At 66.0% G+C, this 21,872-nt stretch carries 25 protein-coding genes; 12 read left to right on the top strand and 13 right to left on the bottom strand.

The annotated features are described in order from the left end of the window. Nucleotides 1-5: 5 nt before the first annotated feature. On the bottom strand, nucleotides 6-1,337 hold the full coding sequence (locus NS355_RS08335) for a dicarboxylate/amino acid:cation symporter (protein WP_058745274.1): 1,332 nt from the start codon (nucleotides 1,335-1,337) through the stop codon (nucleotides 6-8). Nucleotides 1,338-1,511: 174 nt separating this feature from the next. Here NS355_RS08335 and NS355_RS08330 point away from each other — a divergent pair, with 174 nt between their 5' ends. The 5 genes from NS355_RS08330 to NS355_RS18975 all read left to right on the top strand — a co-directional run bounded on the left by NS355_RS08330 (nucleotide 1,512) and on the right by NS355_RS18975 (nucleotide 6,991). Beyond that, complete coding sequence (locus NS355_RS08330; RefSeq protein WP_153008136.1) at nucleotides 1,512-3,338, top strand: sensor histidine kinase; 1,827 nt, start codon at nucleotides 1,512-1,514, stop codon at nucleotides 3,336-3,338. After that, nucleotides 3,335-4,651, top strand: a complete 1,317-nt coding sequence (locus tag NS355_RS08325; RefSeq protein WP_058745273.1) for a sigma-54-dependent transcriptional regulator — start codon at nucleotides 3,335-3,337, stop codon at nucleotides 4,649-4,651. Before NS355_RS08330 ends, NS355_RS08325 begins: the two co-directional genes overlap by 4 nt. 70 nt (nucleotides 4,652-4,721) lie before the next feature. Further along, nucleotides 4,722-5,027, top strand: coding sequence for a DUF485 domain-containing protein (locus tag NS355_RS08320; protein WP_056434975.1), 306 nt, complete (start codon nucleotides 4,722-4,724; stop codon nucleotides 5,025-5,027). Beyond that, a complete protein-coding gene (locus NS355_RS08315; protein WP_058745272.1) occupies nucleotides 5,024-6,727 on the top strand; it encodes a cation acetate symporter in 1,704 nt (567 codons plus the stop codon). Before NS355_RS08320 ends, NS355_RS08315 begins: the two co-directional genes overlap by 4 nt. Nucleotides 6,728-6,823: 96 nt before the next feature. Next, complete coding sequence (locus NS355_RS18975) at nucleotides 6,824-6,991, top strand: hypothetical protein (protein WP_167345429.1); 168 nt, start codon at nucleotides 6,824-6,826, stop codon at nucleotides 6,989-6,991. Here the strand turns inward: NS355_RS18975 and NS355_RS08310 are convergent. After that, nucleotides 6,988-8,298 (bottom strand): MFS transporter, encoded by a 1,311-nt coding sequence (locus NS355_RS08310; protein WP_058745271.1) that lies wholly within the window; start codon nucleotides 8,296-8,298, stop codon nucleotides 6,988-6,990. The two genes, NS355_RS18975 and NS355_RS08310, sit on opposite strands and share 4 nt — an antisense overlap. A 114-nt stretch (nucleotides 8,299-8,412) precedes the next feature. Here NS355_RS08310 and pgsA point away from each other — a divergent pair, with 114 nt between their 5' ends. From pgsA to NS355_RS08295, 3 genes are read left to right on the top strand one after another with little or no spacing between them, the layout of a single operon-like run. Beyond that, complete coding sequence (gene pgsA / locus NS355_RS08305; protein WP_058745270.1) at nucleotides 8,413-8,967, top strand: CDP-diacylglycerol--glycerol-3-phosphate 3-phosphatidyltransferase; 555 nt, start codon at nucleotides 8,413-8,415, stop codon at nucleotides 8,965-8,967. Continuing rightward, nucleotides 8,967-9,224 carry a molybdopterin converting factor subunit 1 gene (moaD, locus tag NS355_RS08300; RefSeq protein WP_058745269.1) on the top strand — a complete coding sequence of 86 codons (258 nt, stop codon included), beginning with the start codon at nucleotides 8,967-8,969 and terminating at the stop codon, nucleotides 9,222-9,224. The genes pgsA and moaD overlap by 1 nt, the downstream gene beginning before the upstream one ends. Continuing rightward, nucleotides 9,221-9,661: a molybdenum cofactor biosynthesis protein MoaE gene (locus NS355_RS08295; protein WP_058745268.1), complete on the top strand. Its 441-nt coding sequence runs from the start codon at nucleotides 9,221-9,223 to the stop codon at nucleotides 9,659-9,661. The genes moaD and NS355_RS08295 overlap by 4 nt, the downstream gene beginning before the upstream one ends. Nucleotides 9,662-9,710: 49 nt before the next feature. On the opposite strand, the gene NS355_RS08290 is transcribed toward NS355_RS08295, so the two are convergent. From NS355_RS08290 to NS355_RS08280, 3 genes are all read right to left on the bottom strand, one after another. After that, nucleotides 9,711-10,340, bottom strand: coding sequence for a fasciclin domain-containing protein (locus tag NS355_RS08290; RefSeq protein WP_058745294.1), 630 nt, complete (start codon nucleotides 10,338-10,340; stop codon nucleotides 9,711-9,713). A gap of 114 nt (nucleotides 10,341-10,454) precedes the next feature. Continuing rightward, complete coding sequence (locus NS355_RS08285; RefSeq protein WP_244489604.1) at nucleotides 10,455-11,075, bottom strand: fasciclin domain-containing protein; 621 nt, start codon at nucleotides 11,073-11,075, stop codon at nucleotides 10,455-10,457. A 66-nt stretch (nucleotides 11,076-11,141) separates the two neighbouring features. Continuing rightward, entirely contained in the window at nucleotides 11,142-12,044 is a 903-nt protein-coding gene (locus tag NS355_RS08280) for a hydrogen peroxide-inducible genes activator (protein WP_056434969.1), read from the bottom strand. Between the two features lie 154 nt (nucleotides 12,045-12,198). On the opposite strand from NS355_RS08280, the gene NS355_RS08275 reads away from it, so the two are divergent. After that, on the top strand, nucleotides 12,199-12,744 hold the full coding sequence (locus tag NS355_RS08275; protein ID WP_042488670.1) for a peroxiredoxin: 546 nt from the start codon (nucleotides 12,199-12,201) through the stop codon (nucleotides 12,742-12,744). 124 nt (nucleotides 12,745-12,868) lie between these two features. Next, nucleotides 12,869-13,390 (top strand): carboxymuconolactone decarboxylase family protein, encoded by a 522-nt coding sequence (locus NS355_RS08270; RefSeq protein WP_058745267.1) that lies wholly within the window; start codon nucleotides 12,869-12,871, stop codon nucleotides 13,388-13,390. A gap of 133 nt (nucleotides 13,391-13,523) precedes the next feature. Here the strand turns inward: NS355_RS08270 and NS355_RS08265 are convergent, their stop codons facing one another. Continuing rightward, nucleotides 13,524-14,288 carry a sulfite exporter TauE/SafE family protein gene (locus NS355_RS08265; protein ID WP_153008138.1) on the bottom strand — a complete coding sequence of 255 codons (765 nt, stop codon included), beginning with the start codon at nucleotides 14,286-14,288 and terminating at the stop codon, nucleotides 13,524-13,526. A 154-nt stretch (nucleotides 14,289-14,442) separates the two neighbouring features. On the opposite strand from NS355_RS08265, the gene epsC reads away from it, so the two are divergent. Both epsC and NS355_RS08255 read left to right on the top strand, forming a co-directional pair. Then, nucleotides 14,443-15,126 carry a serine O-acetyltransferase EpsC gene (gene epsC, locus NS355_RS08260; protein ID WP_058745292.1) on the top strand — a complete coding sequence of 228 codons (684 nt, stop codon included), beginning with the start codon at nucleotides 14,443-14,445 and terminating at the stop codon, nucleotides 15,124-15,126. Continuing rightward, nucleotides 15,126-15,458, top strand: coding sequence for a DUF2794 domain-containing protein (locus tag NS355_RS08255; RefSeq protein ID WP_056434966.1), 333 nt, complete (start codon nucleotides 15,126-15,128; stop codon nucleotides 15,456-15,458). Before epsC ends, NS355_RS08255 begins: the two co-directional genes overlap by 1 nt. Before the next feature lie 73 nt (nucleotides 15,459-15,531). On the opposite strand, the gene NS355_RS08250 is transcribed toward NS355_RS08255, so the two are convergent. The 7 genes from NS355_RS08250 to NS355_RS08220 all read right to left on the bottom strand — a co-directional run bounded on the left by NS355_RS08250 (nucleotide 15,532) and on the right by NS355_RS08220 (nucleotide 21,865). Continuing rightward, the gene (locus NS355_RS08250; RefSeq protein WP_058745265.1) at nucleotides 15,532-15,909 is read right to left on the bottom strand and encodes a hypothetical protein; all 378 of its coding nucleotides are present in this window, start codon (nucleotides 15,907-15,909) and stop codon (nucleotides 15,532-15,534) included. 119 nt (nucleotides 15,910-16,028) lie between these two features. Continuing rightward, nucleotides 16,029-16,721, bottom strand: coding sequence for a phosphate regulon transcriptional regulator PhoB (gene phoB / locus NS355_RS08245; protein WP_042488715.1), 693 nt, complete (start codon nucleotides 16,719-16,721; stop codon nucleotides 16,029-16,031). Nucleotides 16,722-16,734: 13 nt separating this feature from the next. Continuing rightward, nucleotides 16,735-17,421 (bottom strand): phosphate signaling complex protein PhoU, encoded by a 687-nt coding sequence (gene phoU / locus NS355_RS08240; protein WP_042488972.1) that lies wholly within the window; start codon nucleotides 17,419-17,421, stop codon nucleotides 16,735-16,737. 8 nt (nucleotides 17,422-17,429) lie between these two features. After that, the gene (gene pstB / locus NS355_RS08235) at nucleotides 17,430-18,194 is read right to left on the bottom strand and encodes a phosphate ABC transporter ATP-binding protein PstB (RefSeq protein WP_058745291.1); all 765 of its coding nucleotides are present in this window, start codon (nucleotides 18,192-18,194) and stop codon (nucleotides 17,430-17,432) included. After that, on the bottom strand, nucleotides 18,188-19,402 hold the full coding sequence (gene pstA, locus NS355_RS19300) for a phosphate ABC transporter permease PstA (RefSeq protein WP_244489602.1): 1,215 nt from the start codon (nucleotides 19,400-19,402) through the stop codon (nucleotides 18,188-18,190). The genes pstB and pstA overlap by 7 nt, the downstream gene beginning before the upstream one ends. Before the next feature lie 43 nt (nucleotides 19,403-19,445). Beyond that, entirely contained in the window at nucleotides 19,446-20,822 is a 1,377-nt protein-coding gene (gene pstC, locus NS355_RS08225; RefSeq protein WP_058745263.1) for a phosphate ABC transporter permease subunit PstC, read from the bottom strand. Beyond that, complete coding sequence (locus NS355_RS08220; protein WP_058745262.1) at nucleotides 20,819-21,865, bottom strand: substrate-binding domain-containing protein; 1,047 nt, start codon at nucleotides 21,863-21,865, stop codon at nucleotides 20,819-20,821. The genes pstC and NS355_RS08220 overlap by 4 nt, the downstream gene beginning before the upstream one ends. Nucleotides 21,866-21,872: the final 7 nt, after the last annotated feature.

Raw genomic sequence — 21,872 nt, 5'->3', positions numbered from 1 at the left:
AGGGATCAGGCGATGGCCGGCTGGACGGTGGTTGGGGTGGAGAGCATCGGCTTGCCGCTGAGTGCGGCGTCGAGTGCGTCCTTGTCCAGAGCGCCTTCCCAACGGGCGACCACGACGGTAGCGACCGCGTTGCCGATGAAATTGGTCAGGCTGCGGCATTCCGACATGAAGCGGTCGACACCCAAGATCAGGGCCATGCCCGCGACCGGCACGTCCGGCACGATCGACAGGGTGGCGGCCAGGGTGATGAAGCCCGCGCCGGTGACGCCCGCGGCGCCCTTGGACGAGAGCATTGCGACAAGGAGCAGCGCCAACTGCTGGCCGAGCGAGAGGTCGACGCCGCACGCCTGGGCGATGAAAAGCGCGGCCAGCGTCATATAGATGTTGGTGCCGTCGAGGTTGAAGGAGTAGCCGGTCGGAACGACCAGACCCACGACCGACTTTTCGCAACCGGCCTTTTCCATCTTCACGAGAAGGTTGGGCAGGGCGGCTTCCGACGACGAGGTGCCGAGGACGAGCAGCAGTTCCGCCTTTAGGTAACGGATCAGCTTGAGGACCGAGAAGCCGTTGGCGCGGGCGATGGTGCCGAGCACGACGACGACGAACAGGATCGAGGTGAGGTAGAAGGTCGCGACCAGTGCACCGAGATTGACCAGGCTGCCGACACCGTATTTGCCGATGGTGAAGGCGATGGCGCCGAAGGCACCGATCGGGGCGGCCCGCATCAGGATGCCGACCATGCGGAAGACGACGACGCTGATCCGCTCCAGGCTGTTCAGCAGCGGACGGGCAGGCTCGCCGACCAGTGCCATCGAAATGCCGAACAGGATGGCGACCATCAGCACCTGCAGGATGTTGCCCTGGGTGAACGCGCTGATCAGCGTATCGGGGATGATGCCCAGCAGGAAGCCGGTGACGGTCGTGTCATGGGCCTTGGCGGTATATTCGGCGATCGACCCGACCTTCAGCGTGCTGGGATCGATGTTCATGCCCGCGCCCGGCTGGACGACATTGGCGACGATCAAACCGACGATCAGGGCGAAGGTCGAGACGGTGATGAAGTAGAAAAAGGCCTTGCCGGCGACACGGCCGACCGAACCCAGTTCGCGCATGCCGGCGATGCCGGTGACGACGGTCAGGAAGATGACGGGGGCGATGATCATCTTCACCAGCTTGATGAAGGCGTCACCGATCGGCTTCAGCGACTCGCCGAAGCTCGGCCAGAAATGACCGATGATCGCGCCCAGCGCGATCGCGAACAGAACCTGCACATACAGGTGGGACCAGATACGCGCCCGGCGGGGCGCCTCCGCTACGGCATAATCTTGGGCGATCATGACTTTTCTGCATCCTCTACAAAAAGGTGGGCCGGACGCGGTGGGCCGCGCTTCCGAATTGCCGCCAGTGTGCGGAATGCCGCCGGGGATTTCAATTTTATCAAAAGCCTGCGTAAGGTATTGATAGATATGAATAAATGAATCTGGTGCACGTGGCATCGCGCGAAAATCCGCATGGCCTTCGGACGCGCGTTGCGATATTTCGCACATATGTCGTTGCCGCCCTATTTCGGCCGCGCCCATGTTCGGCGCCATGCCTTGCCGCTTTTGGCGGTCGTGCTGCTGACGGTCGTCGCCGGTTTGCTGCTGCGTCTCTACGCCCATCGTCAGGCAGTGTTCGATCTCCGGGGCGAAGCCATTCGGATCGCCCGGCAGGAAGAGAGGCTGCTGAGCAGCGAATTGCAGCGCTTCCGGCTGCTGCCCATCGTGCTGGTCGAATATCCCGATGTCGGCGATGCCCTGCGCAATGGGTCGAGGGCGGCCGCCACGCGGCTGAACGAGAAGCTGCGCGGACTGGCAGAGCGGACCGGTGCGCCGGTCATCTACGCCATCGACAGGCGGGGGCGGACGATCGCCGCGTCCAACGCGGGTCGTGCGGACAGTTTTGTCGGGCGTGATTATGGGTTTCGTCCCTATTTCCGACAGGCGATGCGAACCGGCACGTCGGAATATTTCGCCTTGGGCAATACGAGCCACCGACCCGGCCTGTTTCTGGCCCGACGCATCGGTCCCGCCACCGCCCCGGACGGTGTGGTCGTGGTGAAGGTCGAGTTCGCGCATATGGTACAGGCCTGGGCGAGCGATGCCGGGCAGACGCTGCTGATCGACGATCATGGCGTGGTCGTGGTCACGACCGATCCCGCCGCGGAGTTCACCCTGACCCGTCCGCTGACCCCTTCGGCGAAGACGGCGATTCGCGAGAGCCAGCAATTCGGCACGATCGCCCTCCGACCTGGTCCTTACAGGATCGCAGGCGGTGATGCGACCGACCGGGAGGGGACGCGCTACGTCGCCGGCGTCACGCCCGCACCGCTTCCCCGGTGGCAGCTGGTTCATGTCCTCCCCTCCAAACCCGCGCTGAAGGAGGCGGACGGCTGGGTTCGTTCGGTCACGACGCTGATCGCGGTGGGACTGATCGGGCTGACGCTGCTGGCGATCTGGCGACGCACACGCGCCGAGCGCGCGGCAATGGCGCGCGAGGCGTTGGAAGAGGAGGTCGCCCGGCGCACGGCGGAATTGCGCGCGACCAACGACCAGCTCACCGTCGAGATTTCCGAGCGTATCCGGGCCGACCAGCGGTTCCGGGCGGCGCGCGAGGAACTGGCGCAGGCGAACCGGCTGGGCTCGCTCGGCTCGATCACGGCGGGCGTGGCGCATGAGATCAACCAGCCCGTGGCGGCGATCCGCACGTTGGCGGACAATGCCCGCACCTTCCTGTCGCGTGACAAGCCGGACAAGGCCGAGGGCAATCTGGCCACCATCGTCGAGCTGACCGAACGGATCGGCTCGATCGTTCAGGAGATGCGGCGCTTCGTTCGGCGCGGCACCCATGGGCTGGGCCCGGTGTCGTTGGAGGCGGTGCTGGACGGCACGATGCTGCTGATCGGCGACCGATTCCGTACCGCCGGAGTCGCGCTGGAGCGGCCGAGGGGCGGGGCACTGCCCCGCGTCGTCGCCGGGCGCGTGCGGTTGGAGCAGGTGCTGGTCAATCTGCTCCAGAACGCACTGGACGCCGTGGCTCAGACGCCTTCGCCACGTGTGCGACTCACGGTCGTCGAGCATGCCGATGGGGTCGAACTGACCGTCGAGGACAATGGCCCCGGCCTGGACCCCGCCATTGCGACGGAGATTTTCACTCCCTTCGTGACCGGCAAGCCCGATGGACTGGGCCTTGGACTGGGGATTGCGCGAGATATCATGACGGAGTTTGGCGGCGTGCTGGAAACCATACCCTCAAGCCTGGGTGGAGCGGGCTTTCGTCTGAGGATGCGGCGCGCATGAGCGAGACGTTGCGGGTCCTTCTGGTCGATGACGACACGGTGCTGCGCCAGGCACTGGCCCAGTCGTTCGAGCTCGCCGGGATCGATGTCGAGGCGCATGGCGATCCGCTGGCGGCGCTGGCGACGATCACGGCCGATTTTCCCGGCATGGTCGTATCCGATATTCGGATGCCGGGCCTGGACGGGATCGAGTTGTCCAAGCGGGTGGCCGCGATCGACGCCGAAATCCCGGTGATCCTGATGACCGGGCACGGCGACGTTCCCATGGCGGTCGCTGCTCTCAAGCAGGGCGTCTATGACTTCGTCGCCAAGCCCTTTGCCGCCGATCACCTGATTTCGAGCGCGGAACGCGCGTTGGAGATGCGACGACTGGTCCTTGATAACCGGCGGCTGCGACAGGCGGCGGAGGAGGCACAGGGTGCCTATCCGTTGATCGGGGAGACCCCGGTCATGATGCGGCTTCGCGACACGGTGCGGCAAGTGGCACAGGCCGATGTCGACGTGTTGGTCGAAGGAGAGACGGGGACCGGCAAGGAACTGGTTGCGCTGCTGCTCCACCGTTGGAGCGCCCGGCGGACGCGCCCCTTCATCGCGGTCGACTGTGCTGCCTTGCCCGAGGCGATTGCCGAGGACGAGCTGTTCGGCCAGGCGCATGGCCGAACGCCGGGGCGCATCGCGGCGGCGCATCGCGGCACGCTTTTCCTCGACGAGGTGGACAGCATGGCCCCCGCGCTACAAGGGCGGATGCTCCGCGTGGTCGAGGAGCGGGAGGTGCGCGCGATCGGGGCGGAGGATCCTCAATTGCTCGATCTGCGCATCGTCGCCGCCGCCAAGTCCGATCTGGCTCGTGCGGTGGAGGAGGGGCGTTTCCGGGCGGACCTGCTCTACCGGCTGGACGCGGTGCGCCTGCGCGTGCCGCCGTTGCGCGAGCGGCGGGCCGATGTGCCGTTGCTCTTCGCGCATTTCCTTCGCGAGGCGGCGGAACGCTTCGGACGGCCGGTGCCGATGATCGACGGCAGTATCCAGGCGCGGCTGTTGTCGCATGACTGGCCGGGCAATGTGCGCGAGGTGCGTAACTATGCCAATCGCGTCGCGCTGGGGCTGTTCGGCGAAGCGCGCGAGGCGGGGGATCCGCTGCCCCTGCCCGAACGGGTCGAGCAATTCGAGGGCGCGACGATCCGCGCCGTTCTGGAGGAGGTGGCGGGGGACGTCCGCGCGGCGCTGGCCGTCCTCGGCATTCCGCGCAAGACCTTTTACGACAAGGTGGCACGGCACGGCATCGACCTGAACGCCTATCGCCCCAATCGCGCTTGACGCCGCCCCAAGGGCAGGGGAGCATGGCGGCCACGACACCGACCTACGGTGCGGGGGTTAGGAGAATGCCATGGAGGATGCCGCAGCCCGTCTGGCCAGCGATCCGCGCTATATCGCGCTGGTCCGCAAGCGAGGGCGTTTCACGACGGTCCTGACGGTCATCATGCTGATCGTCTATTTCGGGTTCGTCCTCACCATCGCCTTCGACAAGGCGTTGCTCGCCCATTCGGTCAGCGGAGGGGCAACGAGCTGGGGCATACCGATCGGGCTGGGGGTGATCGCGCTCGCGATCGTGCTGACGGGCCTGTATGTCTGGCGGGCCAATCGCGATTTCGATCCGGTCATCGACGCACTCCGGGCGGAGTATGGCGCATGACGCGCGGGAGGATCACGCTCGCCGCTGCCCTGACGCTGCTTCCGGTTTCGGCGGCTGAGGCGCACGCCATCGGCCCGGCGATGCAGCAGGCGACGAACTGGACCGCGATCGGCATGTTCGCGGCCTTTGTCGCGCTGACGCTCGCCATTACCCGCTGGGCCGCGCGCCGAACCCGGACGGCATCGGATTTCTATACGGCCGGGGGCGGGATCACCGGCTTCCAGAACGGCCTGGCCATCGCGGGCGACTTCATGTCTGCCGCCTCGTTCCTGGGCATTTCGGCACAGATTTACGCCGATGGCTATGACGGGCTGATCTATTCGATCGGCTTCCTCGTCGGTTGGCCCATCCTATTGTTCCTGATGGCCGAGCGGCTTCGCAATCTGGGGCGCTTCACCTTCGCCGATGTCGCCTCCTTCCGCTTCGCCCAGACGCCGGTGCGGATGGTGGCGGCCTGTTCGACGCTGCTCGTCGTCCTGTTCTACCTGATCGCGCAGATGGTCGGGGCGGGGCAGTTGATCCGTCTGCTGTTCGGCCTGCCCTATGGTTATGCGGTCATCATCGTCGGTGTGCTGATGACGATGTACGTCCTGTTCGGCGGCATGACCGCGACGACCTGGGTCCAGATCGTCAAGGCGATGATGCTGCTGGGCGCGGCGAGCTTCATGGCGATCGCCGTGCTGGCGCGGTTCGGCTTCAGCCCCGAGGCGCTGTTCGCCCGCGCGGTCGAGGTGAAGACGGCGCTGGCCGCTCTGGCGGGCGCAGGGCCGGACGAAGCGGTGACGAAGGGGCGAGCGATCATGGGGCCGGGCGGGTTCATCAAGGACCCCATCTCCGCCATCTCGATCGGCGCCGCACTGATGTTCGGCACGGCGGGCCTGCCGCATATCCTGATGCGCTTCTTCACCGTGCCCAATGCCAAGGCGGCGCGTAGCTCGGTGCTGTGGGCGACGGGCTGGATCGGCTATTTCTATATCCTGACCTTCGTCATCGGCTTCGGCGCGATCGTGCTGGTCGCGACCGATCCCGGTTTCCTCGATGCGGAGGGCGCGCTGCGCGGCGGCAGCAACATGGCGGCGATCCATCTGGCGCAGGCGGTCGGCGGCAACCTGTTCCTTGGATTCATCTCGGCCGTGGCGTTCGCGACCATTCTGGCAGTGGTGGCGGGGCTGACTCTTTCGGGCGCCTCGGCGGTCAGCCATGACCTGTACGCGACCGTCATCAAGAAGGGGAAGGCGGACTCCGCCTCCGAGCTTCGGGTGTCGCGGATCACCGTGCTGGTGCTGGCCGTCGTCGCGATCCTGCTCGGCATCTTGTTCGAGAAGCAGAATGTCGCCTTCATGGTCAGCTTGGCCTTCGCGCTGGCGGCGTCGGCCAACTTCCCGGTACTGTTCCTGTCGCTGCTCTGGTCGGGATGCACCACGCGCGGCGTGGTGGCAGGCGGCCTGGTCGGCCTGCTGACCGCTCTGGTGCTGACCATCCTGTCGCCTGCCATCTGGGTGACGGTGCTGGGCCATGCCGCGCCGATCTTCCCTTATGGTTCGCCGACGATCTTCTCGATGCCGCTGGCGTTCTTAACCATTTGGCTGGTGTCCGTCACCGATAGCAGTGGCCGTGCGGCGGTCGACAAGGCAGGCTATCCGGCGCAGCGAATCCGCTCGGAGACAGGGATCGGCGCTTCGGGCGCACACGATCATTAAGCCTCGATCCCCGCTGTCTCGATACGGGGCAGCGGGGACAGACGGTCCGATATCGGGCCGCTGCCGAAACGGTAAACGAGACGTTAACTGGGGGCTATGAGACGCCGCCTAGTCCTGACCAACGAAGCCGCCCGCCACCCCTTCCGGCGCACGCTGCCGCCCCCCGTCAAAGCGCGGCGGCGGCAGGACGACGATCAGGATATTCGGCTGTTCGTCCTCAGCTTCACGGCCTTCTTCATCAGCATCTACACCTTCCTGTTTTAAGCCGGTTCGGCCGAAACATCGTCACAGGCGCGGTGCAGCAGCAGGGCGAGCCACGCAGACACGAGGCACATGCCCGCGACCACGAACAGCATGTCGGCCGATGAGACGCCCGCCGCGCTGATCGCAAAGGCCAGGACCGAGCCGATCGTCATGGCAAAGCAGTTGACGATGTTGTTCGCCGCCACCGTCCGCGCGGTCTGATCCTTTTCGACCGTGGTGGTCAGAAAGGCATAGAGCGGCACGACGAACATTCCTCCGGTCGTGGCGATCGCCAGCAACGTGGCAAGGATGCCGATGGCTCGCGGCTCGGCCAGGAACGCCTGCCAGCTATACAGGCCGCCGCCGACCGCCGGGGTCCAGTTGCGGCACAGGAACGAGAACAGCACGACGAACGCGCCCATGGCGATAACCGACATCGGCGAGTAGCGCGCCGAAATCTCGCCCTTCAGCATCGTGTTGATGACCACCGATCCGATGGCGACCCCGATCGAGAAGATGGCGATGGCAAGGCTGGCGACTTCCTTGTCCGCCGTCAGGACATTCTTTACCAGCGGGGGGAAGATGATGATGAGGACCGCGCCGATCGTCCAGAAGAAGCTGATGGCGATTATCGCCAGAAACAGGCGGCGGATATGCAGCGTCGCCGAGATCAGGCGCCAAGAGGCGGTAAAGGGGTTGTAGTTGAGCTTCAGCGGTGGTCCTTCGCGCGGAGCCGGCGGCACCTGGCGGCCCAGGAACCAGCCGATGACTGCGACAACCAGCACGCCGATGGCGGCCGCCTCGATCGGGATCCAGCCCGCCGCGACCGTGCCGAGCAGGATCGCCAGATAGGTCCCCGCCTCGACCAGACCGGTGCCGCCCAGAATGTCCTCGGCTTCCAGATGCTGGGGCAGGATGGCGTATTTGATCGGCCCGAAAAAGGTCGAGTGCACGCCCAGCGCCAGGACCGTGCCCAGCATCAGTGCCAGTCCGGCCGTGGTGTATCCCGCCTTGGCGATCAGCAGGCCGCCCGCGCCGACCAGCATGATGCCGATCTCGACCGTCTTCACGATGCGGATGATCTTGGCCTTGTCATGGCTGTCGGCCAATTGCCCGGACAGAGCGGACAGGAAGACGAAGGGCAGGATGGCGGCGCCGGTCGCGGCGCAGTTGAAGTAGAATTCGGAATGGGGATCGGTGAAGATCGCATAGGTGGCGAACAGCACCATCGACGTCTTGAACAGGTTGTCGTTGAACGCGCCGAGAAACTGGGTGGCAAACAGCGGCAGGAAGCGACGCTGTTTGAGAAGCCCGAGGGCATTGAGCATAACGAAAAATGGCCCGATCGTGGCAACAGGATGACACCAACATAGCTATGCGTACCCGTGTCGCCAACCGCTTAAAGCGGTTTGTCATGGGCGACCGAGCGGTTAGAAGGCGGCATGCTGACGCTGCCCAACCTGTTGACGCTCTCGCGAATCCTGGCCGTGCCGCTGCTCGCGGGGCTGTTGTGGCAGCCCGACTGGGCATTGGGCTACGGCATCGCCTTTGCGCTGTACTGCCTGATGGGCATCACCGACTATTTCGACGGTTATCTGGCTCGCGCGCAGGGGGCGGTGTCGAAGCTGGGCGTCTTTCTCGATCCGATCGCCGACAAGATCATGGTCGCCTCGGTCATCCTGGTCTTGGTCGCGGTACAGGTGTTGAGCGGCCTGAGCGCCGTCGCCGGCCTCGTCATCCTGCTTCGCGAGATCGCGGTGTCGGGGCTGCGCGAGTTCCTGGCGCAGTTGCAGGTGTCGGTGCCCGTCTCGCGACTGGCCAAGTGGAAGACCACGTTGCAACTGATCGCGCTCGGCGGTTTGATCCTGGGCGGTGCGCTGCCCGGTTGGCCGTGGATGCATGTGGCGGCGCTGGCGGCGCTCTGGGCCGCGGCGGTGCTGACGCTCGTCACGGGCTGGGACTATCTGCGCGTCGGCCTTAAGCATATGGATAGCTGATGACGCTGACGATCCTGTATTTCGCCTGGGTCCGGGAGCGGATCGGACAGGCCGAAGAGACGGTGACGCTGCCCGAGAAGGTCGTGACGGTCGTCGATCTGGTCGCATGGCTGGCGACGCGTGGTGGCGGCTATGCCGAGGCGATGGCCGAACCAGAGCGGCTGCGCGCGGCGGTCGACCAGAATTTCGTCGGCCTCGATGCGGTCATCGGCAATGCCCGCGAGGTCGCGATCTTTCCGCCGGTGACGGGCGGATGATCCGGATTCTGGTATCGGTCGCCCCGATCGATCTTGCCGAAGAGATGGCGCGGATCGAGGGGCAGAATGTCGGTGCCGTGGCGAGCTTTTGCGGGCTGGTTCGCGCCGATGATGGGGTCGATTGTCTCGAACTCGAACATTATCCCGGCGCGACCGAGGCGGCCCTGGATCGGATCGCTCGTGAGGCGGCGGAGCGCTGGTCGCTTCAGGCCGCGACGATCGTCCACCGCGTCGGCCCGATGCGGCCGGGCGAGCGGATCGTACTGGTCCTGGCGGCGGCCCCGCATCGCCGCGACGCGCTCGACGCCTGTGCCTATCTGATCGACCGGTTGAAGACCGACGCGCCTTTCTGGAAGCGTGAGACGCGCGGACAAGATGCCCGCTGGGTCGAGGCGCGTGACAGCGACACGGCGGCCGCCGAGCGCTGGACCTCATAAAAAAGGCGAGGCCGAAGCCTCGCCTTTTCCGTCTCGGCTAGCGGGCGGTTTAGCCGATCTTCGGCACGTTGATGCCGTTGGTCAGGTGCACGATGCCGTTGGTCGCCTGGACGTCGGCCTTGTCGACATAAGCCTTCTGGCCGTTCACGTCGGTCAGCATGACATTGCCGTTGGGGCCAAGCTGCGCGGTCAGCGGCTGACCGGCGAGCGTCGTCAGCGTCGCGGTGCCATTGCCGGCCGTGATCTGCGCCTTCAACTGGTCGGCGGTCACCTTGCCCGGGACGACGTGATATTTCAGGATCGTCGCCAGCGTGGCCTTGTTCTCCGGTTTGCTGAGCGTATCGAGCGCGCCCGGGGGCATACGGCTGAAGGCCTCATTGCTCGGCGCGAAGACGGTGAAGGGGCCGGGGCCGGACAGATCGGTGGTCAGGCCCGCCGTCGTGACCAGACGCGCCAGCGTGCTGCGATCCGGCGTCGCGGCCAGCACCTGAACGATGGTGCCGGTCGCGGCGGGCATCGCAGTCGCCGGTGCCGAAGGGGCAGCCTGCCCCGGGGCGGCGGGGGCCGTCTGGGCAGGAGCGGGCTGCATCGGGGTCGTCTGCGGCACTGTCTGCGCCATGGCAGCACCCGCGCCGGTCAGGGCGGTGGCGGACACGAGAATGGCAAAAGTCTTGAACATGAAAAGCATACTCCCGTTCTTCTGGCGACGGAGCGGGGTCGCATCGCGCCGCATGGTGAAGGGCAGGGCAGCCGTTCCTCAAGCGAAACGGCCGACCTGATGGGAGTAACGCACTTAATCCAGTTTTGGCACCAAAACGCCGTTGACGATGTGGATGACCCCGTTGGCCTGGGTCATGTCACCCGCCTCGATATAGCTCTTGTTGCCGCCGCTGTCGGTCAGCGTGATGACCGACTGGGTCATGCTGACGGTCAGCCATTCGCCCTGGACGGTCAGCAGCTTGGCGGTCCCGCCACCGGCGGCGATCTGTTGTTGCAGGTCGGCGATGCCGACGACGCCGGGCACCATATGGAAGCGGATCAGCTTGACCAGCGAATCCCGGTTCGCAGGCTGCAACAGCTGCTCCTGCACGCCGGGCGCCAGTCGCGCGAAGGCTTCGTTCGACGGCGCGAACAGCGTATAGGGGCCGGGGCCTGCGAGCGTCGTCGCCAGCCCCGAGGCACGGATCGCGGCGACCAGCGAAGAAAGCGAAGGCGTGGCCGTCGCATTGTCGAGGATAGTGCGGGTCGGTACCATCGGCTGGTCCGGCTGTGGCGCCGCCGGGGTTGCTACGACCGGAGCGCTGGACGGAGCCGCAGGGGCTTCCCGCTGATCCCGCCCGCGTCCGCAGCCGCCCAGTCCGATCATGGCGATGAGCGGCAAAACGGCCACCAGCCGCCGTGCATTATGGGTCATGGGCGAAATCTCCTGTAGATGGGATGATATCGAAAGGGACGCGCAAGGCGCGGTCCTGGTTGCACGTCACGCTGCTTCCGCGAGCACCTGTGCCAGCAAACGAAAGTCCTTCTCGCGCGGACTGGCCCGACGCCAGACCAGCGCGATCTTGCGCACGGCATTCTCGGCGTCGAGCGGACGCGCGGTGATCTGGGTATTATCCAGAATCCCTGAGCGCAGCGCCATTTCCGGCAGCATCGTCATGCCCAGGCCATTGTCGACCATCTGGACGATGGTGTGGAGCGACGTGCCCAGCATCGTCGCCTCGGCGCGCAGTTCGGGCCGGTTGCAGGCGGCCAGCGCATGGTCCTTCAGGCAATGCCCGTCCTCCAGCAGCAGCAGCCGCGCCTCGTCGATCGCAGAGGCCGGAAAGGCGGCGGGCGGCGTCACATCCTCGTCGGTCGGGAAGGCGACGAACAGCCGGTCGTCGAACAAGGGCTCGGCCGTCACCTCGCCACAGGCATAGGGGAGGGCGAGCAGCACGCAATCGGTTCGTCCGTTGTGCAGACGCTCGCACGCCGGGCCGCTGGGCTCCTCGCGCAGGAACAGCTTCAGGTCGGGAAAGTCGCGCCGCAGACGGGGCAGGATGCGCGGCAGCATGAAAGGGGCGATGGTCGGGATCACCGACATGCGCATCTCGCCCGACAATGGCCGTCCGGCGGCGCGGGCCATGTCGCCCAGCTCGTCCGCCTCGCGCAGGACGCGGCGGGCCTTGTCGGCGATCCGCTCGCCCAGCGGCGTGAAGCGCACGACACGCCGCGTCCGCTCGACCAGCGTCACACCGATCAGCGTTTCCAGTTCGCGCAGGCCCGCTGACAGCGTGGATTGCGTCACGAAACACGCATCCGCCGCCCGGCCGAAATGGCCATGGTCCTGCAGGGCCACGAGATATTGTAACTGTTTCAAGGTCGGTAGGTAGGTCGCGGCCATTGATCGTCTCAGTCGATTGCGATGTGACAAATAGCTTGTTGGATCAAAGGCGCCAGTCCCCATATCCGTCGCTGCAACGAATACAGGCGGGCCAACCGCCGACGTGGCGAGAGGATGGCTGGAGCCGAATTTTCAAAGAAGGAGGCAGATTGCCATGTTGACCGTTGGAGACAAGCTCCCCGCATTCACCGTTCCCGTCCAGCAGGGCACCAACGCGCTGCCCGCCGGCGAGACGATCAGCGACACCTCCTATGAGGGCAAGTGGAAGGTCCTGTTCTACTGGCCGAAGGACTTCACCTTCGTGTGCCCGACCGAGATCGTGGGCTATTCCGAGCTGAAGGGCGACTTCGAGGACCGCGACGCCGTGCTGATCGGCGCGTCGACAGACACCGCGCACGTCCACCTGGCGTGGCGCAAGTCGGACCCGGATCTGGCCGCGGCCGACTTCCCCTGGATCGCGGACAATGGCCGCGTCCTGGCTGACGCGCTGGGTATCGTCGACAAGAATGAGCATGTCGCGTATCGCGCGACCTTCATCATCGATCCCGACAATGTCATCCAGCACGTGACGATCAACGGCCTGAACGTCGGCCGCAACCCGGCCGAGACGCTGCGTGTCCTCGACGCGCTGCAGACCGACGAGCTGTGCCCGTGCAACTGGAACAAGGGCGACGACGTCCTCCAGCTCGCGGCCGAGTAATCCCGTCGTCCGGGGGCGTTGACGTCCCCGGACCCAACATTTCCGACGCCCCGGCGAGGGTCGCTGGTCCATCGCGGATCGGCGGTCCGGACTGGGGCGTCGTTTATCTGGAGCAATCCCCTTCATGTCACTCAAGGAATTTGCCGGGCAGCTGCCCGACTTCGCCAAGGACATCCGCCTGAACGTCGGCTCGCTGCTCAACGAGCCGGTGCTGAACGATCAGCGCAAGTACGGCCTGCTGCTCGCCTGCGCGCATGGCACCGGCCACAAGCCGCTGGTCGAAGCCGCCGAGGCGGAATGCGCCCCCAAGCTGTCGCCCGAAGCCGCCAATGCGGCGCGCGCGGCGGCGGCGGTGATGGCGATGAACAACGTCTATTACCGCTTCACCCATCTGGCCGGGAACCAGGAATATCGCAACATGCCCGCCAAGCTGCGCATGAACGTGATCGGCGCACCGGGTATCGACAAGATCGATTTCGAGCTGTTCAGCCTGGCGGTGTCGGCGATCAACGGCTGCGGCATGTGCATTGATGCGCATGAGGCGGTGCTAAAGAAGGCCGGTGCGTCGGCGGAGGTCATCCAGACCGCCGTCCGCATCGCGGCGGTGATGCAGGCGGTGGCCACCGTCCACTCGGCGGTAGCGTAATCGGAGTTCTCCCCGGCACGGGGAGGGGGACCATGCGCAGCATGGTGGAGGGGGCTCCCCGCTAAGGACGTACCTTGCGGAAGCCCCCGTCCGCCAGGCCTGTGGCCTGCCACCTCCCCGTGCCGGGGAGGAGTTATCCCTTGATTGCCTGATAGAGCCCCCACAGGCTGGTGAGCGTCAGGATCACCCCGACCAGCGTCAACAGGGTCCGCGCCGGAACCCGCTTCGCCAGCATCGCGCCGAACGGCGCCGCGCAAATGCCGCCGATCAGCAGCCCGACCGTCGCCATGGTAAAAGCGCCCCAGCCAAGCTGCGTGATGAACGTTGCCGAGATGGTCGCCGTCAGGAAGAATTCGGCCGTATTGACCGTGCCGATGGTGGTGCGAGGCGCGGCGCCCTGGGCCAGCAGGTTCGACGTCACGACCGGCCCCCAGCCGCCGCCGCCCGCTGCGTCCAGAAAGCCGCCGAGGAAACCCAGGGGCTCGACGATCTTGGGCTCGCGGGTCGCCGCCTTGTGTCGCCAGGCGCGGATCAGCAGATAGACGCCGATGCCGGTCAGATAGGCCAGGATGAAGGGCTTCACCACGGCCGCATCAATGTTGGACAGCACATAGGCGCCCAGCGCGCCGCCGATCACGCCGGGGATCATCAGTCGCAGGAATAGCCGCCAGTTGACGTTGCGATGTACCGCATGGCTGATCCCGGAGACGGCAGTGGTGAAGGTCTCGACGCTGTGCACGCCCGCCGATGCGGCGGCAGGCGGAACGCCCAGGCTGATCAGCAGCGTGTTGGAGATCACCCCGAAGGCCATGCCCAGCGCACCGTCGACCACCTGCGCGGCAAATCCCACGGCCACGAACGGCAGGATGTGGATCAGTTCGGTACTGGTCGGGTCCATCATGTCTCCTGTGCTTTATGACCGGCGGCCATGCCGTTTCGCAGGCAACGCTGCAACCGCGATAGAGTTTGCCCGAACCCAAGCGAGAATGGGTCGATCTGGATTTTGGCCGGGCCTATGCCTAAATGCGCGTATCGCATCTGGGGACATGCTCATGCCGAGCCGATTGGCCGCTTATCTCGATTCGATCCGGGCTCGCGATCCCGCTCCGCATTCGCGTGCGGAGATTTTGCTGTACCCCGGCGTCTGGGCGCTGGCCGGGCACCGGGTCGCGCATCGGCTGTATAAGTCGCGAGCCTTCTTCCTCGCGCGGCTGGTCAATCACTTCACCCGCTTCCTGACCGCGATCGATATTCACCCCGGTGCCAAGATCGGCCGCAACTTCTTCATCGACCACGGCTTCGTCGTCATCGGCGAGACGGCGGAGATCGGTGACGACGTCACCATCTATCAGTGCGTGACCCTGGGCGGCACCAGCCCGGACAATGGCGTGGCGGGCAAGCGGCATCCGACCCTGATGGACGGCGCCATCGTAGGATCCGGCGCGCAGGTACTGGGTCCGATCATCGTCGGTCCGCGCGCGCGGGTCGGCGCGAACGCGGTGGTCACCCGCGACGTGCCCGAGGGGGCGGTGATGGTCGGCATTCCGGCTCGCCCGACGATCGTCGAGGGCGGGGCGGCGCCGGAGAAGCGCTTCGTTCCCTACGGCACGCCGTGTTCCGAGATGTTCGATCCCCAGACCCAGAAGATCGAAATGCTCCGTTGCGAGCTGGAGACGATGCGGCGGCGGCTGGACGCGGTGCTGGCCGAGCAGGGCGAAGAGCGCGACCGGGCCTGATGGGGGTCGTACCCTTTCCCAAGGCGGCGGGGCAGGTGGGGTTCGACCGCGCGGAGCTGACCCGTATCCTCGACCTCTATGGCCGGATGGTCGCCGCCGGGCACTGGCGCGACTACGCGATGGATATGGGACGCGATGCGGCGATCTTCTCCGCCTTTCGCCGCGCGGCCGAGCGTCCCGAATTCCGAATCGAGAAGCGTCCCGCGCTACGCAACCGGCAAGGCATGTGGGCACTGATCGGCGAGGGCGGGGCGGTACTGAAGCGCGGGCATGAACTGGGTCCGGTTCTGGCCCCGGTCGAGCGGCGACTGATGAAACTGGTCGAGGAATAACCGCTCCCCAAGGAAAAGCGCCGGCCCCCATGTTGGGAACCGGCGCCATTTTCACAGCCGGGTGATGGGCTGTTTATTTGCCGCCACGCTGACGGCATTGGTCATACTGACCTTTCTTGCATATCGGATAGCTCTTCAGCGGCGCCGGGGCCGGATAGGCCTGCGACGGGCTGGGCGCCTGCTGGAATACGACCGGCGCACCGGGTGCGGGCTGCGATGCCATCGGCGGCTGGGCGGGCTGATAGCCACCGGCGGTCATCGTACCGGCGGTGGCGGCGGCATTGGCCTGCATCGAACCGGACGTGTCGGTTTGGGTCTGCGTCGTGGTCGTGTCGGTTTGGGCCGACGCGCCAGCCTGCATCCCCGCCTGGGCGGTGGTGTCGGTCTGGGTCTGCTGGGCGATAGCGGGCGCCGCCATCAGTGCGGTGGCGGCCAGAAAAACGAGCTTCATGCGAATCTCCTGTTCAGAAGCGCAAGTGCGTTAGCGCGTGGGGCAGAACGTCCCATGCCGCACTTGGCTCCATCGTTTCGCCTGCGACCCGATCCTAACAGGAATTTCAGAGGCTTGGCTCAGCCCCCCGCGTCGAGCGAATAGCCCGCCGAACGCACGGTCCGGATGATGTCGGGGCGGTCGCCGATGTTGATCGCCTTGCGCAGGCGACGGATATGCACATCGACCGTCCGGCTCTCGATATCCGAATCATGCCCCCACACCGCATCGAGCAGCCGCTCACGCGAGAAGACCCAGCCGGGATGCTCCAGGAAATGCTTGAGCAGGCGGAATTCGGTCGGCCCGAGCGAGACGACTTCGCCCGCGCGACGAACCTTGTGGCCGACCGTGTCCATCTCGATATCGGCATAGGTCAGCGCCTCGCCTGCGAGGGCGGGACGGACGCGGCGCAGCACCGCGCCGACACGTGCGACCAGTTCGCGCGGGGAGAAGGGCTTGGTGACGTAATCGTCCGCGCCCGTCTCCAGCCCGCGCACCCGGTCTTCTTCCTCGCCACGCGCGGTCAGCATGATGATCGGCACGTTCGCAGTCTCGGCCGAGCGACGCAGGCGGCGGCAGACCTCGATCCCCGAAATCCCCTCGACCATCCAGTCGAGCAGGACGATGTCGGGCGTGCTCTCCCGCGCCAGCAGCAGCGCCTCCTCGCCGTCGACCGTATGGGTGACGTCGAAATCTTCGCGCTTGAAATGGAAGACGAGCAGTTCCGCCAGCGCGGCGTCGTCCTCGACCAGCAACATCTTTACCCGTGCCATCGTGCCTGTTCCCTCAAGAAGGCCATGTGCCGCCGCGGTCCCGCTCACCCATCTGGGTACCGGTGGCGGCGAAATAGACCATTTCCGCGACGTTGGTCGCATGGTCACCGATCCGTTCGAGATTCTTGGCGATGAACAGCAGGTGCGCGACCTGTCCGATCGTCTTGGGATTCTCGACCATATGGGTGACGAGCGTGCGGAAGATGGAATCGTAGAAATCGTCGAGCGCGTTATCGCTGTCGCGGACCCGGATCGCCGCCTCGGCATCGCGCGCGGCAAAGGCGTCGAGCACGTCATGCACCATTGCGGACGCGATCTTGGCCATGGCGGGCAGGATCGAGACGGGTTCGATCCGGTCCTCGCTCTCGATCATCGGAACGCGCTTGGCGATGTTCTTGGCATAGTCGCCGATACGCTCGACGACGCTGGCGATCTTGAGCGCCGCGACCACCTCGCGCAGATCGTTCGCCATCGGCGCCCGGAGCGCGATCGTCCGCACCGCCAGCCGCTCGACCTCCGCCTCGATCAGATCGATCGCCTTGTCGTCCTCGCGCACCTTGCGCGCCAGTTCCAGGTCGGAGCGTTGCAGCGCCTTGATGGCATTGGCGATCGCCTCCTCGGCCAATCCGCCCATCTGGCTGATCAGCCCGCGCAGGCGGCCGATATCGTTGTCAAAGGCTTTTACGGTGTGGTCCATGATCCTCGTCCTCAGCCGTAACGGCCGGTAATATAGTCCTTCGTCCGTTCTTCCTTCGGGTTCGTGAAGATGTCGGACGTCTTGCCGTACTCGACCAAAGTGCCAAGGTGGAAAAAGGCGGTACGCTGCGAGACGCGGGCGGCCTGCTGCATATTGTGGGTGACGATCGCGATGGCGTAGCGGCCGCGCAGGTCGTGGATCAGCTCCTCGATACGCGCGGTCGCGATCGGATCGAGTGCGCTGCACGGCTCGTCCATCAGGATGACTTCGGGATCGACGGCGATGGCACGGGCGATGCACAGCCGCTGCTGCTGGCCGCCCGATAGTGCGGTGCCGCTTTCCGACAGGCGATCCTTGACCTCGTTCCACAGGCCCGCCCGGGTCAGCGAGCGCTCGACGATGGCGTCCATCTCGCATCGCGAGGTCGCCAAGCCGTGGATGCGCGGCCCATAGGCGACGTTTTCATAGATCGACTTGGGGAAAGGGTTGGGCTTCTGGAACACCATGCCGACGCGCGCGCGCAGCTGCACCACGTCCATTTCGGGCGCATAGATGTCCTGCCCGTCCAAGCGCACGTCACCCGAGACCAGCGCCGAGGGGATGGTGTCGTTCATGCGGTTGAGCGTCCGCAGGAAGGTCGATTTCCCGCAGCCCGACGGGCCGATGAACGCGATGACGTGATCCATGTCGACATCGATCGAGATGTCATGGATCGCCTGCTTTTCGGCATAGGACACGCTGACGTTGCGCGCGGTTATCTTCGGGGTATTCACCAGCGTGTCTCGAACCGATTGCGGAGATAGATAGCCAGCCCGTTCATCGCGAGCAGGAAGACGAGCAGGACAATGATCGCGGCCGACGTCTTTTCGATGAAGCCCCGGTCGACCTGATCCGACCACAGGAAAATCTGGACCGGTAGGACAGTCGCCGGATCGGTCAGCCCGCGTGGCGGCGCGGCGATGAAGGCGCGCATGCCGATCATCAGCAGCGGCGCGGTCTCGCCTAGCGCACGTGCCATGCCGATGATCGTGCCGGTCAGGATGCCGGGCAAGGCGAGTGGCAGGACATGGTGAAAGATCACCTGCACCCGCGAAGCACCCACCGCCAGTGCCGCATCGCGGATCGACGGCGGAACCGCCTTGATCGCGTTGCGCCCCGCGATGACGATGACCGGCATGGTCATCAGCGCGAGCGTCAGGCCGCCGACCAGCGGGGCGGAGCGCGGCAGGCCGAAAGTACCGAGGAACACCGCCAATCCCAAAAGCCCGAAGATGATCGAGGGGACCGCCGCCAGATTGTTGATCGAAACCTCGATCATGTCGGTCCAGCGGTTCTTGGGTGCGATTTCTTCGAGATAGAGGGCGGCCAGAACGCCGATGGGGAAGGCCAGCGCCAGCGTGACGACCATCGTCAGCAGAGAGCCCTTCGCCGCGCCCCAGATACCGACCCGCGTCGGGTCGGTGGCATCGGCGTCGGACAGGAAGCCCATGTCCCAACCCGTCGACAGGACACCGCGCGCCTGCAACCCTGCGACGACGCGCTCGGCCTCGGGTGTCCCGACACCCTTGGCGGCCACGTCGTAGCGGCTGGCGATCGGCAGTTCGAAGCGGGTGGTGCGATGAAGCAGGCCAGGGTCGGCCTTGATCGCGTCGCGCACGACGATCCAGGCGCCGGGCGACAGAAGGTCCGTCCCCATCGAGCCGAAGGTGGTCGTCGCGGCACTATTCACCGCATCCTCCAGCCCGGCTCCGGCCAGCGCCAGATCGGCCCCGCGCGCCTTCAGGCGGGCAGGTTCGATCGGCAATTCGGCAGCGGCGAGGTTCACCGGCATGGCCACCCGCGTCTCGGTGAAGCCGCGTATCCCCTGCGCCAACATGGTGATCAGCAGGAATGCGAGGAACGCTGCGGACAAGGCGACGGCCGCCGCGCCCAGCCGCCGGAAGCGACGCTCGGCGGCATAGCGCCGACGCAGGCGACGGGCCATGGCGGGGCTGCTCCACCCCGTGGCCAGAGGCTGGGAGGGCGGATTATTCATAGGTTTCCCGATACCGCTTCACCACGTTCAGCGCGACGATGTTGAGCAGCAGCGTGATGAGGAAGAGCGTCAGGCCGAGGGCAAAGGCCGCCAGCGTCTTGGGGCTGTCGAACTCGGCCTCTCCGGTCAGGAGGTCGACGATCTGGCGTGTGACCGTCGTCGTGCTGGCAAAGGGGTTGGCGGTCAGCGTGGCGACGCCGCTGGCGGCCATGACGACGATCATCGTCTCGCCGATCGCGCGGCTGACCGCCAGCAGGACGCCGCCGACCACGCCGGGCAGCGCGGCGGGCAGCATGACGCGGGTGATCGTCTCGGACGGCGTGGCCCCCATCGCCAGGCTGCCGTCCCGCATCGAGCTGGGCACGGCGGCCAGGCTGTCATCGGCCATGGACGAGACGAAGGGGATGATCATCACTCCCATGACCAGCCCCGCCGCCAGGGCGCTCTCGGACGACGCCCAATGGATGCCGATCGAAACCGCGAATTGGCGGACGGCGGGGGCGACGGTCAGCGCGGCGAAATAGCCATAGACGACGGTCGGGATACCCGCGAGCACCTCCAGGACCGGCTTCATGATCCGGCGCGCGCGCGGCGCGGCATATTGGGTCAGATAGATGGCGCTCATGAGCCCGAACGGGATGGCGACCGCCATGGCGATCACCGCCCCGATGAAGAAGGTGCCCCAGAACAAAGGCACCGCACCCAGCGACGCGCCCGGATTGCGCGGGTCGATCGACTGGGGGCTCCAATGCGTCCCAAGCAGGAAATCGGTGACCGGCACCACCGAGAAAAAGCGCCCGGCCTCATATAGCAGGGAGGCGACGATCCCGGCGGTGGTCAGGATCGCGATCAGCGACGCGCCCAGCAGAAGCCCGAGCACGACGCGCTCGATCCGGGTGCGTGCCGAGAAGTCCGGACGAATGTGGAGATAGGCATAGGCGCCGCCCGCCAGTGCCAGCAGCAGGACGATCGCCGTGGCGATCCAGTCGATCCGGGTCTGGGCGGCGTCATAGGCGGGGGCAAGCGTTCGTGACAGCGCATGGAAGGCGCCATGCGCCTGTCCCGCCGCGAGCGATCGTGCCTCCGAGAGGATGGCCGCCCGCTCGAAACCGGGCGGGGGAAGCTGCACGGCGGCTGGCGTGTGGACCACCATGTCGGTGACGAGCGCGGGGGACGTCGCGGCCCAGATGGCGAGGAAGATCAGCGGCGGCGCTGCCGTCCACAGCGCGACATACCATCCATAATGATGGGGCAGCGAACTGGCACGCGTTCCCACGCGGCGTCGGAAGCCGAGCGCATGCATCCGTGTCGAGGCCCAGGCGATGATGCCCAGCCCGACCGTCAGGATCAGAAGAACGACGCCGTTCACGACGGCAGGCTCGCCGGATCGAGCGTGATCTCGCGGGCGATGATGGCGCGCGACCGGGCCTGGACAGCCTCCGGCGAGGCGATCAGACCCCGGCGCACCAGTGGCCCACCCTTGCCCCAGTTGTCGGCATAAAGCCGCAGGAAAGCGCGAAGCCCCGGAATGGCGTCGAGATGCGCCTTCTTGGCATAGACATAGAGGGGGCGCGATCCCGGGTAACGGTCCGCGGCGATGGCGTCATAGGTCGGCTTGACGCCATTGATCGTCACCCCGTCGACCGTCTGGCGATTCTCCTCGAGATAGGAATAGCCGAAGACACCCAGCGCGTCGGGATTGGCCTGGAGCTTCTGGACGATGAGATTGTCGTTCTCGCCCGCATCGATATAGGCGCCGTCCTCGCGGACGCGCTCGCAGAACAGGCGATGCGCCTCGGGATCACGGGCCGCCAGCGCAGGGGCGCCCGGTTCGACCGCATCGCAGCCCTTGGCCAGGATCAGTTCGGCGAGAGCGTCGCGCGTGCCGCTGGTCGCGGGCGGGCCATAGACCTGGATCGGAATGGCAGGCAGCGCCGGATTGACGTCGGCCCAGGTGCGCGCGGCGTTGGGCCTGCCACCGGGATGCGCCGCCAGTGCACGGTAGATGTCGACCGTGGTCAGTGCCATGTGAGGCCCGCGCTTGGATTCGGCAAAGGCGATGCCGTCGATCCCGACCTGGATTTCCAGCAGTTCGCCCGCGCCGTGCGCCGCGCAGTCGCGAAATTCGCTGACCTTCATGCGGCGTGACGCGTCTTCCAGATCAGGATGACCCGCCCCGATCCCCGCACAGAACAGCTTCATGCCCGCGCCCGTACCCGTCGACTCGATGACCGGCGCCTTGGCATCGGGATCGGCCGCGACGAAACGCTCGGCGATGATCGTGGTGAAGGGATAGACGGTCGACGAGCCGACAGCGGTGATCTGCTCCCGCACGCCCGCGCCGCCGCCATTGGCCTGATCGTGGCAGGCCGCCAGCGCGAACATCGCGGCGAGAAGGCAGGGCAGACGCATCGAGATC

Source organism: Sphingomonas yabuuchiae (assembly GCF_001477495.1).
Lineage (GTDB): Bacteria > Pseudomonadota > Alphaproteobacteria > Sphingomonadales > Sphingomonadaceae > Sphingomonas > Sphingomonas yabuuchiae_A.
Note: the sequence above shows the minus strand (reverse complement) of the source record. Positions and strands in the feature narration are given on the sequence as shown.

What these genes read in the sequence shown, in the direction of transcription:
- NS355_RS08335 (WP_058745274.1), bottom strand. Translation starts at nt 1,337, where the DNA reads ATGATCGCCCAAGATTATGCCGTAGCGGAGGCGCCCCGCCGGGCGCGT.
- NS355_RS08330 (WP_153008136.1), top strand. Translation starts at nt 1,512, where the DNA reads ATGGCCTTCGGACGCGCGTTGCGATATTTCGCACATATGTCGTTGCCG.
- NS355_RS08325 (WP_058745273.1), top strand. Translation starts at nt 3,335, where the DNA reads ATGAGCGAGACGTTGCGGGTCCTTCTGGTCGATGACGACACGGTGCTG.
- NS355_RS08320 (WP_056434975.1), top strand. Translation starts at nt 4,722, where the DNA reads ATGGAGGATGCCGCAGCCCGTCTGGCCAGCGATCCGCGCTATATCGCG.
- NS355_RS08315 (WP_058745272.1), top strand. Translation starts at nt 5,024, where the DNA reads ATGACGCGCGGGAGGATCACGCTCGCCGCTGCCCTGACGCTGCTTCCG.
- NS355_RS18975 (WP_167345429.1), top strand. Translation starts at nt 6,824, where the DNA reads ATGAGACGCCGCCTAGTCCTGACCAACGAAGCCGCCCGCCACCCCTTC.
- NS355_RS08310 (WP_058745271.1), bottom strand. Translation starts at nt 8,298, where the DNA reads ATGCTCAATGCCCTCGGGCTTCTCAAACAGCGTCGCTTCCTGCCGCTG.
- pgsA (WP_058745270.1), top strand. Translation starts at nt 8,413, where the DNA reads ATGCTGACGCTGCCCAACCTGTTGACGCTCTCGCGAATCCTGGCCGTG.
- moaD (WP_058745269.1), top strand. Translation starts at nt 8,967, where the DNA reads ATGACGCTGACGATCCTGTATTTCGCCTGGGTCCGGGAGCGGATCGGA.
- NS355_RS08295 (WP_058745268.1), top strand. Translation starts at nt 9,221, where the DNA reads ATGATCCGGATTCTGGTATCGGTCGCCCCGATCGATCTTGCCGAAGAG.
- NS355_RS08290 (WP_058745294.1), bottom strand. Translation starts at nt 10,340, where the DNA reads ATGTTCAAGACTTTTGCCATTCTCGTGTCCGCCACCGCCCTGACCGGC.
- NS355_RS08285 (WP_244489604.1), bottom strand. Translation starts at nt 11,075, where the DNA reads ATGACCCATAATGCACGGCGGCTGGTGGCCGTTTTGCCGCTCATCGCC.
- NS355_RS08280 (WP_056434969.1), bottom strand. Translation starts at nt 12,044, where the DNA reads ATGGCCGCGACCTACCTACCGACCTTGAAACAGTTACAATATCTCGTG.
- NS355_RS08275 (WP_042488670.1), top strand. Translation starts at nt 12,199, where the DNA reads ATGTTGACCGTTGGAGACAAGCTCCCCGCATTCACCGTTCCCGTCCAG.
- NS355_RS08270 (WP_058745267.1), top strand. Translation starts at nt 12,869, where the DNA reads ATGTCACTCAAGGAATTTGCCGGGCAGCTGCCCGACTTCGCCAAGGAC.
- NS355_RS08265 (WP_153008138.1), bottom strand. Translation starts at nt 14,288, where the DNA reads ATGGACCCGACCAGTACCGAACTGATCCACATCCTGCCGTTCGTGGCC.
- epsC (WP_058745292.1), top strand. Translation starts at nt 14,443, where the DNA reads ATGCCGAGCCGATTGGCCGCTTATCTCGATTCGATCCGGGCTCGCGAT.
- NS355_RS08255 (WP_056434966.1), top strand. Translation starts at nt 15,126, where the DNA reads ATGGGGGTCGTACCCTTTCCCAAGGCGGCGGGGCAGGTGGGGTTCGAC.
- NS355_RS08250 (WP_058745265.1), bottom strand. Translation starts at nt 15,909, where the DNA reads ATGAAGCTCGTTTTTCTGGCCGCCACCGCACTGATGGCGGCGCCCGCT.
- phoB (WP_042488715.1), bottom strand. Translation starts at nt 16,721, where the DNA reads ATGGCACGGGTAAAGATGTTGCTGGTCGAGGACGACGCCGCGCTGGCG.
- pstA (WP_244489602.1), bottom strand. Translation starts at nt 19,402, where the DNA reads ATGGCCCGTCGCCTGCGTCGGCGCTATGCCGCCGAGCGTCGCTTCCGG.
- NS355_RS08220 (WP_058745262.1), bottom strand. Translation starts at nt 21,865, where the DNA reads ATGCGTCTGCCCTGCCTTCTCGCCGCGATGTTCGCGCTGGCGGCCTGC.